Source organism: Leifsonia sp. Ger2509, assembly GCF_055231915.1.
In genome coordinates, this window is the sequence record NZ_JBUYVB010000003.1 from 1,415,023 (window position 1) to 1,428,661 (window position 13,639).

Annotated in this window: 9 protein-coding genes; all 9 read right to left on the bottom strand. The window is 69.9% G+C overall.

What is annotated here, in order from left to right; translation table 11 throughout:
- Positions 1–12: 12 nt before the first annotated feature.
- The 9 genes from menC to ACV7NN_RS07020 all read right to left on the bottom strand — a co-directional run bounded on the left by menC (position 13) and on the right by ACV7NN_RS07020 (position 13,261).
- Complete coding sequence (gene menC, locus ACV7NN_RS06980; protein ID WP_463348848.1) at positions 13–1,119, bottom strand: o-succinylbenzoate synthase; 1,107 nt, start codon at positions 1,117–1,119, stop codon at positions 13–15.
- The gene (locus ACV7NN_RS06985; protein WP_463348849.1) at positions 1,116–1,931 is read right to left on the bottom strand and encodes a GNAT family N-acetyltransferase; all 816 of its coding nucleotides are present in this window, start codon (positions 1,929–1,931) and stop codon (positions 1,116–1,118) included. Before ACV7NN_RS06985 ends, menC begins: the two co-directional genes overlap by 4 nt.
- Positions 1,928–3,088, bottom strand: a complete 1,161-nt coding sequence (locus ACV7NN_RS06990) for a M20 family metallopeptidase (protein ID WP_463348850.1) — start codon at positions 3,086–3,088, stop codon at positions 1,928–1,930. Before ACV7NN_RS06990 ends, ACV7NN_RS06985 begins: the two co-directional genes overlap by 4 nt.
- On the bottom strand, positions 3,085–6,450 hold the full coding sequence (locus tag ACV7NN_RS06995) for a serine hydrolase (protein ID WP_463348851.1): 3,366 nt from the start codon (positions 6,448–6,450) through the stop codon (positions 3,085–3,087). Before ACV7NN_RS06995 ends, ACV7NN_RS06990 begins: the two co-directional genes overlap by 4 nt.
- A gap of 15 nt (positions 6,451–6,465) precedes the next feature.
- Positions 6,466–7,224 (bottom strand): ABC transporter ATP-binding protein, encoded by a 759-nt coding sequence (locus tag ACV7NN_RS07000; RefSeq protein WP_463348852.1) that lies wholly within the window; start codon positions 7,222–7,224, stop codon positions 6,466–6,468.
- Complete coding sequence (locus ACV7NN_RS07005) at positions 7,221–9,155, bottom strand: dipeptide/oligopeptide/nickel ABC transporter permease/ATP-binding protein (RefSeq protein WP_463348853.1); 1,935 nt, start codon at positions 9,153–9,155, stop codon at positions 7,221–7,223. Before ACV7NN_RS07005 ends, ACV7NN_RS07000 begins: the two co-directional genes overlap by 4 nt.
- Positions 9,155–10,150, bottom strand: a complete 996-nt coding sequence (locus tag ACV7NN_RS07010; protein WP_463348854.1) for an ABC transporter permease — start codon at positions 10,148–10,150, stop codon at positions 9,155–9,157. Before ACV7NN_RS07010 ends, ACV7NN_RS07005 begins: the two co-directional genes overlap by 1 nt.
- 76 nt (positions 10,151–10,226) lie before the next feature.
- A complete protein-coding gene (locus tag ACV7NN_RS07015; RefSeq protein ID WP_463348855.1) occupies positions 10,227–11,822 on the bottom strand; it encodes an ABC transporter substrate-binding protein in 1,596 nt (531 codons plus the stop codon).
- Positions 11,823–11,875: 53 nt separating this feature from the next.
- The gene (locus ACV7NN_RS07020) at positions 11,876–13,261 is read right to left on the bottom strand and encodes a serine hydrolase domain-containing protein (protein WP_463348856.1); all 1,386 of its coding nucleotides are present in this window, start codon (positions 13,259–13,261) and stop codon (positions 11,876–11,878) included.
- Between the last annotated feature and the right edge of the window lie 378 nt (positions 13,262–13,639).

A 13,639-nucleotide genomic window follows, 5' to 3' on the forward strand; every position in this document is an offset into this window, starting at 1 on the left:
AGCATAACGACCTCAGATGTGCACCCACTCGACGGAGGTTGTGAGCTCGTCGAGTATCTCCTGTATGGGTTCGACGCCGAGCCCCGGACCGGTCGGCACGTCGAGGTGCCCGTCCTTCATCACGAACGGCGCCGTGATGTCGGTGCGGTAGAACCGGTCGCTCGCCGAGACGTCCCCGGGGAGGGTGAAGCCGGGGAGCGAGGCGAGCGCGACGTTGGCCGCACGTCCGATGCCCGATTCGAGCATCCCGCCGCACCAGACCGCGATGCCGTTGGCGGCCGCGAGGTCGTGGATGCGCTTCGCTTCGAGGTAGCCCCCGACCCGGCCCGGCTTGATGTTGATGACCTGGGTCGCGCCCAGCCGGATGGCGGCCGCGGCGGTCTGCGCCGACGTGATCGACTCGTCGAGGCAGATCGGCGTCTTCACGATCTTCGCCAGGTCGGCGTGCCCGAGGATGTCCTCCTCTTCGAGCGGCTGCTCGATGAGGAGCAGGTCGAAGTCGTCGAGCCGGGCGAGGTGGCGGGCGTCGCGCAGTGTGTACGCGGTGTTCGCATCCACCTGAAGCAGCACGTCGTCGCCGTACATCTCGCGCACCGCGCGCACCGCGTCGATGTCCCAGCCGGGCTCGATCTTGAGCTTGATGCGCACGTACCCTTCGGCGAGGTAGCCGCCGACGGCGTCGAGGAGCTGCGGGATGGAGTCCATGATCCCGACCGAGACACCGGACGGCACCGTCGAGTGCACAGAGCCGAGTTCGCGCGCGAACGAGCGGCCTTCGGCGCGCAGTTCGGCGTCGAGCACGGCCATCTCCAGGGCCGCCTTGGCCATGCGGTGGCCCTTGTACGGGTACAGCGTGTCGCCGACTGCGGGGGCACCGGAGACGCCCGCTGCTCCGAGTGCGGGGATGAAGAAGCGCTTCATCACGTCGACGGCGCCGTCCGCATATTCGGGCGAGTAGAGCGGGTCGGGGAGTGTCACGCACTCGCCCCAGCCCTCGCCTTCGTCGGTGACCGCGCGGACGAGCAGAATGTCGCGCTCGGTCTGTGTGCTGAACGACGTGCGGAACGGGGACACCAACGGCATCGCCACCCGCCGCAGTTCGAATCCTTCGAGCTTCATCGCGTGACCTCCGCGTTGTTGGATTGCACGACGTACCCCTGGACCCGGTCGAACCCGACGATCCTTCCGCCGTCGCCCAGCAGTTCGGTGAGCCGTTCGCGCACGCGGACCCGCCATTCGTGGGCGAGTTCGGGTTCTTCGAGTCGCATGGCCTCGATGTCCGCGGGCACAGCGACGGTCACGCGGTCGTGGCCCGAGGGCGCGACTGCGGATGCGGGCACCCGGCCGGTCGCAGCCGCCGCCACGACGACGGGGTCCCGAAGCGTCCAGCGCACGAGCAGGCGGTCGGTCTCGTCGTCGCCGTTGATGACATCGCTCATCACGCCGTAGAAGTTGCGGAGGTATTCGACCGGCGTCGCTCCGAGCTTGACCACGTTGAAGTATGCGTTGCGGGCCACGAGCGGATCGAACGTCCACTCGATCGTTCCGATTCCGCGGTCGAGAGCCCAGGCGCGCTGGTGGAGCTTCATCGCGAAGCCGACCGAGCGACCGGTCATTGCCTGGCTGACGCCCGCAATGTGGCTGTGCAGCGCGTGCCGTTCCGGTGTCGAGTGGAAGGCGATGGTGGCTCCCACGAGGTCGTCGCCGTCGAAGGCGCCGCCGATGTAGTTGCCCGCCTTGCTGAAGGCTCGCAGCAGTTCGGGCGTGACGGGCGGATTGCCCGTGCGTCCCCAGATGTCGGAGAGCAGGTCGACGGTGGCGTTGAGTTCCTCGATGCCCGCGAGCTCCCGCACGGTGACGCCGGCCGTCTCGGCCGCGGCCTCGGCAGCGGAGACCGCCTCGTCGGCCGGTCTCAGGTCTATTCCGGTCATGACTCCCCCTGTCTGAGCTGGTCGAGCTGGTCCAGCGGGTCGGGCTGGTCGAGCTGGTCGGCGATGAGCGCGCCCAGCAGCGCCGTGCGGGGCGCGATCGCCTCGACGAGGACATGTTCGTCGTCGGCGTGCGCTCCGCCGCCGACCGCACCGAGACCGTCGAGGGTCGGGATGCCGAGTCCGGCCGTGAAGTTGCCGTCACTGGCTCCCCCGACGGCGATGCCGACGAGGGGCTCCAGGCCGAGCCGGGAGGCGAGGGCCTGCGCGCGGTCGAACAGTGCCGACGAGGCGGTCGTCTCGAGCGGAGGCCGGTTGGGGCCGCCCTCGACCGTGACGACGGCGCCCGGCAGGACCGCGGTCAGCGTGTGCATCGCCGCGTCGACCCGCTCCTGCTCGGCGATCGTGCAGACGCGGACGTCCACGACGAACGACCCGGCCGCCGGAACGGTGTTGGTGGTGGTGCCCGCCGCGATCACGGTCGGGGTGACGGTCGTGCCGAGCCGCGCATCCCCGAGCGTCGCGACCGCGAGCGCCTGGTGCGCGAGCTCGAGCGTCGCATTGACGCCCTTCTCGGGCTCGAGGCCCGCGTGGGCGGCGCGACCCGCGACGCGGACCTCGTACATGGACGTGCCCTTGCGCTCGATCTTCAGCGCACCGCCGTCACCGCTCGCTTCGGTGACGAAAACAGCGCGGGCGCCGGTCGCCTCCGACTCGATGAGAACGCGTGAGGACGGCGAGCCGAGTTCCTCGTCTCCGGTCACGAGGATGGTGACCCCATCGCGGTCGGGCAGCGCTGCGACGGCGTTCAGCACCATCACGAGCCCGGTCTTCATGTCGAAGCTCCCGGGCCCGGTCAGCACCCCGTCACGCACGGCGAAGGGATGCGTCGCGAGCGAGCCGATCGGCCACACCGTGTCGTGGTGCGTGAGCAGCAGCACCGTGGTCTGCTCGCCGAAACGCCACCGCAGGTGGGTCGTTCCATCGACGACCAGCCGCTCCGGCTCCGCACCGAGCAGTTCGGTGCCGAGCGCCGCGACCTCCCCGGCCGAGCGGGCCACCGCAGCGGAATCCGCTGACGGCGACTCGCACTCGACGAGGCGACGGATGTGGTCGAGCATCACCGCGGGGGCGGCGACGTCGGTTCGGACAAGGCTCACGCTGGAACCGCCGTCTTCGGTGTCGCGCGTGCACCGAAGTGCAGGTATTCCTCGCCGGTGGGGAGCGAGTAGAAGGTGACGGCGATCCAGGTCTCGGTGCCGGGAGCGCGCACGGCGAACAGCTTGTCGTCGACGGGCACGAGCGGGTACTCGTCCACTGGGGACTCCGCCGTCAGCTCGACGAGCGGACCGGTCATGGTGGTGCGCAGGAACGGGCCATCGTCGTTCGTGAGGATCTCCATGCGGACACCGGCACGCTCGTAGGTGCCGAGGAACGGCGTCACGTCGACGTCGGCCGGTTCGGCCGGCGGCTGGAGCGGCGACTGCATGGTGAGGCCGGACAGCTCGGCGAAGATCTCGCGGTAGAGGTCCTCGTAGAGGTCGCGGGTGTGGCCCCCGTTGGTGAGCAGGGTGACCGCGACGCCGCTCTCCTGGTGGATGCGCAGGAACGCGGCCTGGCCGATCGTGTTGCCGTCGTGGCCGTAGAGGCGATCGCTGTTCCAGCCGAAGCGGATCCAGCCGAGGCCCCACGAGTCGCCCAGCGAGTACTTGTCGGGGACCTCGGCGTGCAGGTCCTGCATGGCGAGCACGCTCTCCTCGCTGAGCAGACGGGTGCCGTCGGCGGCGAGGCCTCCGGTCATGTGCAGGCGCGCGAAGGCGAGCACGTCCGCAGCACGGGCGGTGATGAGACCGGCGGGACCGAGCGAGCGCGGCAGACCCCAGATGGGCGTGACGATCTGCTCGTCTCCGACATCCACGTGTCCGACGGCGGCGGCATAGCGGATGGCGTCCTCGGGCAGTGTGACCGTGTGGGTCAGGCCGAGCGGGCTGAACAGCAGGTCGCGCATCGCCGCATCCCACGTCTGGCCGGTGACCTGCTCGATGACCCGGCCGAGCAGGCTGTAGCCCGAGTTGCAGTACGACCAAGTCGCGCCGATCGGGTGGTTCTGGCCCGCCTCGTGCAGCAGGTACGCGTACTTCTCGATGCAGTCGTCGCCGCGGCCGGTGTCGGTGAAGACGTCGCCGTCGATGCCGCTCGTGTGGGTGAGCAGGTGCCAGACCGTCACGCCTTCCGTCAACGCGTCGTTCACGAGGTGGAAGCCGGGCAGGATGTCGACGATCCGGGTGTCGAGGGCGAGCTTGCCCTCATCCACCAGGCGCATGACGACGGATGCGGTCCACACCTTCGAGATCGAACCGATCTGAAACACCGCGTCGGTTGTCACCGGGGCGCCGGTGGAGATGTCGCGGTTGAGGGTTCCGGTGGCGGCGGTGACGACCTCGTCGGGCCGGCCGCCCGTGCCGAGGCGCAGGATGCCGAGCTGGGCGCCAGGGACCTTGTGGCGCTTGGCGAGCGCGGTCAGCCGGCGCTCCCAGTGTGCGGCGTCGATCGGCTCGGGCCGCGGGCCTTCTGCGTCACCCGCATACTGCTCCACCCACTGGACGATACGGGTGCAGAAGTCGATGCGGTGGCTCGGCTTGCCGAGGAGCGGGAAGACATGGCTGGCCCCGGGGTAGATCACCAGGCGGGTCGGAACCCCCTGCTCGCGCAGTGCGTAGTGCCACTGCTCGGCCTGGCCGACGGGGCAGCGCACGTCGTCGCCGCCGTGGAGGACGAGCGTCGGAGTGGTGACCTTGTCGACGTGCGTGTACGGGGACAGTTCCGCGAGACGCTCGCGGTCGCCGGCCTTCCAGGGCAGGGCACCCAGCTCGGCGACGTTCAGGAAGTGCGCGTCGTCGCTCGTGCCGCCCATGCTCGTGAGGTCGGCGACGACGCCGCCGCTGACCGCAGCGGCGAAGCGGTCGTCGCGGCTCGTGAGGTAGCAGGTGGTGAACCCGCCGTAGCTGTAACCGGTGATCGCGAGACGCTTCGGGTCCGCGAGGCCCTCGGCCACGAGCTGGTCGATCGGCTCGAGGAAGTCGTTCGCGTCGGCCTCGCCCCAGGCGTTGAACACGGCGTCGTAGAAGTCGGTGCCATAGCCGTCGCTGCCGCGGGGGTTGACGATGAGCACGGTCCAGCCGCGGGCTGCGAGCTCCTGGTGGTACAGGTGCATCTCGTCGGCGGCGGCGTTCCAGGCGTTGTGCGGTCCGCCGTGCACGTCGATGAGCAGCGGCGTGGCCCCGGTGACCTCGGGGTCGCGGATGACCCAGCCCTGCACGGTCACGCCATCGCTGATGGCGAACTCGCGGCTCTCGCGGACGAAGAGGTCGACCTCGGCGAGGGTGTCGCCGTGCCGGGTGACCGGGGTCTCGGCGCCGGTCACCAGGTCGACGGCGACGATCTCGCCGAACGAGGTGGGCGTGGCGAGCGCGATCGCGGCCGCGTTGCCGGCGACCGACAGGCCGCTGACGACGTGCCCCTCGCCGCCGTGGACGAGGCGGGGCGCGCCGCCGGTGAGCGGCACAGCGTAGAGGTGCGTGCATCCGCGGTCCCGGATGGCGAAGAGCACGTCGCCCTCCGCTGTGAACTGCGGGAGCGCCCCCGGGTACGCGGGAGCGCCCGGCATGACGTTGCGGTCGAGGGATGCGGCGAGCGCGGTCACGGCTCCGGTTGCGAGGTCGACTGCGAAGAGACCGGCGTGCGCGCGGGGTTCGCCCTGCCAGCCGACGACGACCAGGCCGTTGCCGTCAGGCGTGAAGGTGACGGTACCGGCGAAGCCGCCCTCGAAGGCGACGGCGCGTGGGAGCGCCTTCGGGTCGACGGCGTCGATGACGTGGACCGACGAGCGCATGGTGAGCTCGTCGACGCCGTGCGGGTGCGCCGTGAAAGCGATGGTGGCGCTGTCCGGGCTCCAGGCCGGGCTGCCGGCGTGCTCGTCGGCATCGGTGAGCTGGCGCAGTTCGCCCGTCTCGACATCAACCACGTGCACCTGGGTGCGGAGGCCGCGCAGGTAACCGGCGCCGTCCACCTGGTAGCCGACGCCGTCGGTGACGATCGGATCCCCCGTCCGGCGGGCGCGGTCGGTGTCGCCTTCGCCCTCGACGGCGGCGTTGTCGACGGGAGCGGAGAACGCGATGCGCGTGCCGCCCGGACTCCAGACCGGCGCACCGGCACCCAGCGGCAGCGTGGTGAGCTGCTTCGGCTCGCCGCCGGCGACCGGAAGCGTCCAGAGCTGGCCGTCGCGCTGGAACGCGATCGTGGTTCCGTCGGGCGAGAAGGCGGGGCTCGCATCCGTGGTCCCGCGCGTCAGCGCGCGGGCGGCGCCAGAGCCGTCGGTGATCCAGAGCGAGCTGACCGACGTGTCGACTGCGGCGTCATTGCCGCCCAGCACGTAGGCGATGCTCGAACCGTCGGGCGAGACGGTCGGCTGGCTCGGCACGGACAGTGCGAGCAGGTCTTCGATGCGCATTCTGCGGGTCACGGTGGACTCCTTCTTTCAGTGGGTTGTCGTGGTCTGGACTCGGCGCGGGATCGCGGAGAGCAGCTGGCGGGTATAGGGATGCTGGGGCTCGTCCAGCACCTGGGCCGTGGGGCCCTGCTCGACGATGCGGCCGCGGTACATGACCGCGACGCTGCTGGCGACGTAGCGGACGACGGCCAGGTTGTGTGAGATGAACAGCATCGACAGACCGAGCTCGGCCTGCAGCTCCCGCACCAGGTTGAGCATCGAGCCCTGGATCGAGACGTCGAGCGCGGAGGTGATCTCGTCGGCGACGAGCACCTCCGGCCTGCCGGCCAGGGCGCGGGCGATGGCCACTCGCTGCCGCTGGCCGCCGGACAGCTCCGAGGGATAAGCCTGCGCGCGGGCGTTGTCGAGGTGCACGAGTTCGAGCAGTCGTTCGACCTCGTCGCGACGTTCGCTGCGGCCCAGTCCGCGCGGCAGGATCTCGGCGATGCTCGAACCGATCGTCATGCGCGGGTCGAGCGAGGAGTACGGGTCCTGGAAGACCATCTGCAGAGGCCGCCGGCCGCGGCGCGCGGTGATCGGGGAGCCGTCGAGGAGGATACGGCCCGAGTGCACAGGGGCCAGGCCGACGGCGGTGCGGGCGAGGGTGGACTTGCCCGAGCCGGACTCGCCCACGAGGCCGACGACCTCGCCGGACGGGACCGTGAGGCTGACGCCGTCGACGGCTGTCATCGCGGTGCGGCCGGCGCCGAAGCGCACCGTCACGTCGTCGAACCGGAGCTCGCTCATGCCAGGACCTCCGCGTCGCGCTCGGAATCGGTGGGTGCGGTTCGCAGCACGGGCATCCCGAGCTGGATCGGCTCGCCCGCGTGCCAGCAGGCCACGCGACGGCCGGCGTCGTCGGAGACGAGCTCGGGGTCGACGCCACGGCAGCGGGCATCCGCCAGTGGGCACCGGGCGGCGTATGCACAGCCGGCAGGGACCTGGCCGGGGTCGACCGGGCGGCCCGGCACCGTCGCCAGGGGCTGGTCGAGGTCGGTCGTCATGTCGGGGACGGCGGCGAGCAGGGCACGGGTGTACGGATGCTGTGCTGCGGTCGCGAGTTCGTGGGCGGGCAGGTCCTCCACGATGCGGCCCGCGTACATGACGAGCACGCGGTCGCAGATCTCGGCGACGACCGAGACGTCGTGGCTGATCAGCAGGAGGGCGACATCGTCCTCCTCGCGGATCGACTGCAGCAGCCCGAGCACCTGCTTCTGCACGGTGACGTCGAGCGCCGTCGTCGGCTCGTCGGCGATGATGAGCTTCGGCGTGGCCATGAGACCCATGGCGATCATGGCGCGCTGTCGCATACCGCCAGAGAACTCGTGCGGGTACTGCCGAACACGACGCTCGGGCTCCGGCAGCCGGACCGCGTCGAACCGGTCGACGGCGCGGGCCAGCGCATCCTTGGAGCTCATTCCCTGGTGTGCGACGGCGACCTCGGCGAGCTGGCCGCCCATCCGCTTGGTGGGGTTGAACGAGGTCATGGGGTCCTGGAAGACCATGGCGAGCGAGGTGCCGAGCAGGCGACGGTGGCGGGCGGGGTCGCCCTCGAGCAGCGCTTCACCGAGGAAGTGGAGCTTCTGGGCATCCACCTCGCCGGGCCGCTCGACCAGCTGGGCGATCGAGAGCGCGGTGAGGGACTTGCCGGAGCCGGACTCGCCGACGATGCCGACGGCCTCTCCCGTGCCGATCGAGAAGGTGATACCGCGGACGGGGCTCACCGGACCGGATGCCCCGGGGAAGCTGACCCGCAGGTTCTTCACCTCGAGGACGGCGTCGCCGTCGCGCACCTGCGGCACCACCGGCGCGGGTGTTGAGGCGGCGACCTTCTTCTTCACGGTCGCGAGCGGGTTCATGGAGGCGATCCCGAGCGCGCGCGCCGCCGATTCGCCGACGAGGTTGAACGCGAGGCCCGCGATGACGACCGCGATGCCGGGAGCGAGTGCGGCCAGCGGGTTCACGTAGATACCGGAGAGCCCTTCACCCATCAGGCGGCCCCAGTCGTACGCGGGAGGCTGCACGCCCAGGCCGAGGAACGACAGGCCGGCGAACGCGAGCAGGGTGCCGCCGGCGCCGATGGTCGCGTTCACGATCAGCGGCTCGCCGACGTTCGGCAGCACGTGGCGGCCGAGCACCCGGAGCCGCCCGACACCGCCGACCCGGGCCGCGGCCACGTAGTCGCGCGAAGCGACACCGGCGATGAGGGTCTGGCACAGGCGGGCGAACGAGGGAGCCCCGGCGAGACCGATGGCCAGCACCGCGCCGAGCCAGCCGGAACCGAAGATCACGGCGAAGAACAGGGCGAGCAGGAGTCCGGGGAAGGCGACCGCGATACCGACGATCCAGGTGATCACCTTGCCGAAGCGCGGACCGAGGAGCAGCGGGAGCACCCCGAGCACCAGTCCGACGGTGACCGATACGAGCGTGGCGAGCAGGGCGAGAACGATCGAGAGCCTGGTCGCCACGAGCACGCGGTAGAAGAGGTCGCGGCCCAGGTTGTCCGTTCCGATCCAGTGCTCAGGAGACGGGCCGGCGAGCAGGTTGTCGGTATTGACCGCATCCGCCTTGTCGCCCCACAGGATCGGAGCGAAGACGGCCGTCGCCAGGACGATCGCCAGCAGAACGATCGCCGCGACGCCGAGAGGAGTGCGCATCGTGCGCCGGATGGATTTCATCAGTGCTCCGCAACGGTCGAGCGCGGGTCGAGCAGGGCGAGGATTACATCGACGATGGTGTTCACGAGCAGCACGCCGACGCCGTAGACGAGCACGGTGGCCTGCACGAGGGGATAGTCCTTGGTCTGGATCGACTGCACGATGGTGCTGCCGAGCCCGGGCCACGCGAACACGTTCTCCACGAGCACGGTGCCGACGACGAGGGAGCTCAGCAGGAGACCGGCGAGCGTGAGGGTGGCCGTGAGCGCGTTCGGCAGGGCGTGGCTGAGATGGATGCGCCACGACGAGAGCCGCTTCGCCCGGGCGGTCCGCACATAGTCGGCCTCGAGCACCCCCAGCATCTCGACGCGCACGATGCGGGCGAGCACGGCCGCGGGGCCGAGCGCCAGCGCGATGACAGGAAGGATGTAGGACGCAGCGCTGTCCCGTCCAGCGACCGGCAGCCAGCCGAGGGTGACGCCGAACACGAACACGAGGGCGACGCCGAGCAGGAAGTCGGGGATCGTCGACAGGAACACGCTGCCGGCCGTGAAGCCGAGTTCGAGCTTGCGGCCGCGCGACCGGCGGGTGGCCACGGCGACGCCGACGCCGATCGGCACGGCGATCACGACGGCGAGGACGAACGCGAGACCGGCGAGCGCTGCCGTGGCGGCCAGCCGCTGTCCGATCACCTGGGCGACGGGAAGCTGCGAGCCGATCGACATACCGAGGTTGCCGGTGAAGATCCCCTGCAGGTAGTGCAGGTACTGCTGCCAGAGCGGGTCGTTCAGGCCGAGGGCCTCACGACGGGCGTTGACCACCGCGAGCGGGGTCGTCGGCCCCATGGCCGCTCTGATCGGGTCGCCCGGCACCAGGTGGATCATGAGGAACGACGCCGTCACGAGCACCCAGAGCGACACGAGCAGTCGCCCTGACCGGCGGATCGCGAAGCGCTGCCAGCGACGATCGCCGGCGGTGCGCATCTCTTCTGCCGGCAGGGCGACTGCTGATGTCATGCCGAGGTTTCCTTACTGTTTGGAGCGTTGGAGCTGTGGAGCTGTGGTGCTGGGGTGCGTTCGGCTCAGCCTGCGGCTAGCCGAGCATCCGGATGGTGGTGGGGGCGATCTCGCCGACGTACGAGAACGTGGCGCCCTTGCCGAACGTCTTCACGAGGTTGTTCGCGAAGGGGATGACATCCGCGGCCTTCACCAGTGCGGACTCCGCATCCGCCCAGGTCTGGCAGCCGTCTGCGCCGTTCATCGTCATGGCCTTGGCGACGTCCGACGAGTAGTCGGCGTTCTTGATGTTGGCGAAGTTGGTGCCCTTCGGCGCCGCCGGGCCAGAGAGGAAGCCGACGAGCTGGTCAGGGCTGTTGACGTTCAGCGGCTCCCACGCGATGTCCCACGCGCCGGTGCCGAAGAGGGCGTTGGACACAGCCGTCGCATCCTCCTGCGTTGCGGTCACCTTGGCACCGATGGCGTCCCAGGCCTTGACCGCGAGCTCGGAGGCCGCGGTGCCGCCCGTGCCGAGCGTGGAGTCGTAGACGAAGGTCAGGTTCAGCTTCACGCCGTTCTTGGCGCGGACGCCGTCGGATCCGACGGTCCAGCCGGCCGCGTCGAGCGCTGCCTTCGCTGCTGCGATGTCCTTCTTGGGAAGGGCGCTGGGAACCGAGTCGATGGAGCAGCCGACCGGCGGGATCACGGCGAAGTTGGTCGCGGCCGTGCCCTTGCCCGACGTGAGGACCTTCTGGAGCTCACCGAGGTCGAGCGCCTGGGTGAGGGCCATCCGCACGGCGGGGTCGGCCGTGGGGTGGGCGCCGGTGTTGTTGTACCACTGCTCTCCGAGGATCGCAGGGGTGCTCACCGAGTAGAGCTTCGCGGCTTCGAGGCGCTGGGCGTCCGGTCCGACGATCTCGGCCGCATTCACCTGGCCGGCCAGCAGCAGGTTCGCCGCCGTCGTCTCGTTGGGGATGATCTTCGCGGTCACGGTCGCGGGCGTGCCCTTCGCCGAGGTGCTCGCGCCCCCGGGGCCCCACGTGTACTTCTTGTTGACCTTGTAGGTGTAGTGGTCGTTGGGAACGGCCTCGGTCAGCACGAACGGGCCGGTTCCGATGGTGGCCGTGGCGAGCTTCGAGCGGTCGGCGAGACCGGCGTCGCACACCATCGGCAGGTTGGCGAGGCTCTGGAGCAGGAACGGTGCCGGCGACGAGAGGGTGAGGGTCACGGTGCCGGCCGACTGGTCGGCGGCGGCGGTGATGCCGGCGGGGATGAACGCTCCGAGGAACGGGCTCTTGTTGGCCGGGTTCTCCAGCCAGGTGATGTTGTCCGCCGCCGTCTTCGCGGTGAACGTGGAGCCGTCGGAGCAGGTGACGCCGTCCCGGACGGTCAGCGTCGCCGTCGTTCCGTCGAGCTTCCAGTCCTTCGCCAGGCCGCTGACGACCTTGCCCTTCGAGTCGACGTTGACGAGCGGGTCGTAGGCGAAATGGGTGAGCGCGAAGAGGGCGCTCACCGCGGAGGCCTGCGGGTCGAGGTTGCCGGGGTCGGCGCTGAGGGCGAGGGTGAACGGCGCACCATCGACGTACTTCGCGGACGTCGATGATGCGCCTGCGCCGCCGGCGCATCCGGCCAGGGAGGTGACGGCGACGGCTGTGATGAGGACGGTGAGCGCAGGTTTCCTGAACGATTTCATGAAGGGATGCTCTTTCTGCTGTGCGTACTGCGGTGGACGCGGTGGGTGGGGGGCTATTCGGCGCGCGTGACGACGCGGCCGTAGTGGATGTACTTGGCCTTGCCGTCGCCGGCGTCGCCGAGGAAGGCGTAGATCGGGTGGATCCCGCGCGGCGACTCGAGCTGGATGAGCGAGTCGGCTTCGTAGGCGACGAGTTCGCTGCGCACCGGCTGTTCGCCGATCTCGGCGAGGATGTCCTTCGGCGTGCGGTCGATCCAGATGCGGCCGTCGTCGTCCTGGCTGACGACGAGGTCGTAGATGGTGTCGGAGTACAGGCCGAGGAACGGCGTCGCGTCGATGGTCTCTGGCTCCGCCGGGGGCAGCGGATGCGCGGGCAGGGTCACCCCGACGACCTCGTTCAGGATGCGGCCGACCACCGCGTTGAACAGGCCGTACACGTCTCCGCCGTTGGTCAGCAGCGCGACGGCGAGGCCGGCCTCCGGCACGACCCGCAGGAAGGCCGCCTGGCCGATCGTACCGCCGTCGTGGCCGATCACGGTGGGCTGCTGGGAATCGATGATCTCCCAGCCGAGGCCCCACGCATCCCCCATACCGGTGAGGCGGGGAAGGTCGACGTGCTTGGTGCGCATCGCCGCGACGGACTCGGCGGAGAGGATGCGGGTGCCGTCCGGTGCGGTGCCGCCGTCGAGGTGCATCTTGACGAAATGCACCAGGTCGGCCGGGCTCATCGCGAGCATGGAGCCGGCGGGCTCGTTCGAGCGGGCGAGCGCCCAGGTGGGGGCCGAGATCTCGACGCCATCCGCATCCGGTCCCACGTGGCCGACGGCCGCGCGGTGCAGGATCGCCTCGTAGGCGCTCGGGGCGACGTGGGTGAGGCCGAGCGGCGTGACGATGTGGTCGAGCAGCGCCTGCTCCCAGGTCGTCTCGCGGAGGACCTCGACGAGGCGGCCGAGGATGCTGAACCCGACGTTGTTGTACGAGAACAGCTCGCCCGGCGTGAAGAGCTGGGGCAGTTCGGCGATGGCGGTGATGTACTTGGCGATCGCATCCTCACCGCGCCCGGTGTCGGTGAACACGTCGCCCTCGAAGCCGCCCTGGTGGCTGAGCAGCTGGCGGGTGGTGATCGTGGATGCGGCGGCCTCGTCGGCGAGGTGGAAGTCGGTGATGTAGGTCTGGATCGGCAGGTCGAGGTCGAGCAGGCCGTCGTCGACGAGCTGAAGGACCAGGGTGGCCGTCCAGACCTTGGTGATGGAGCCGATCTGGAAGACCGAGTCGGGTGTCGCATCGACGAGCGTGGAGGTGCTGAGCACGCCACCGGCCCCGTTGATGATCTGCCCGTCTTTGAGGACCGCGACGGCCGCGCCCGGGACTTTGTGCTTGCGGACAAGGCTGGCGAACTCGCCGTCGATGAACGCCTGGATCTCGTCAAGTGACTTCATTCCCTCACCATAAGAAGATGGGCGGGCGCCCCTTTCGTCCGATCGGACAGTTAATCGGGGGTTCGTTCGTCGAGCTGCACAAGCCCCCGTGCATCCCGAGCCGCCGCGGCCGCCGCCGCACTACTTCGCTCACGACGCACGAGTCAGAACCAGTGCGGCGAGACGCACTTAGTGCGCCGAGCCCAGGGTGGCGCGCGCGGCGTCCAGAAGAAGGCGCGGCGCCGCCGCCGCACACTTTGTGAACCCGGGAACAGGTTGCAACCCGGGCGCTCGTTCGCAAAGTGTGCGGTCGCGGCCGGATGCGTGTCGCCGCACTACTTCGCTCACGACGCACGAGTCAGAACCAGTGCGGCGAGACGGAGCTAGTGCGCCGGGAGG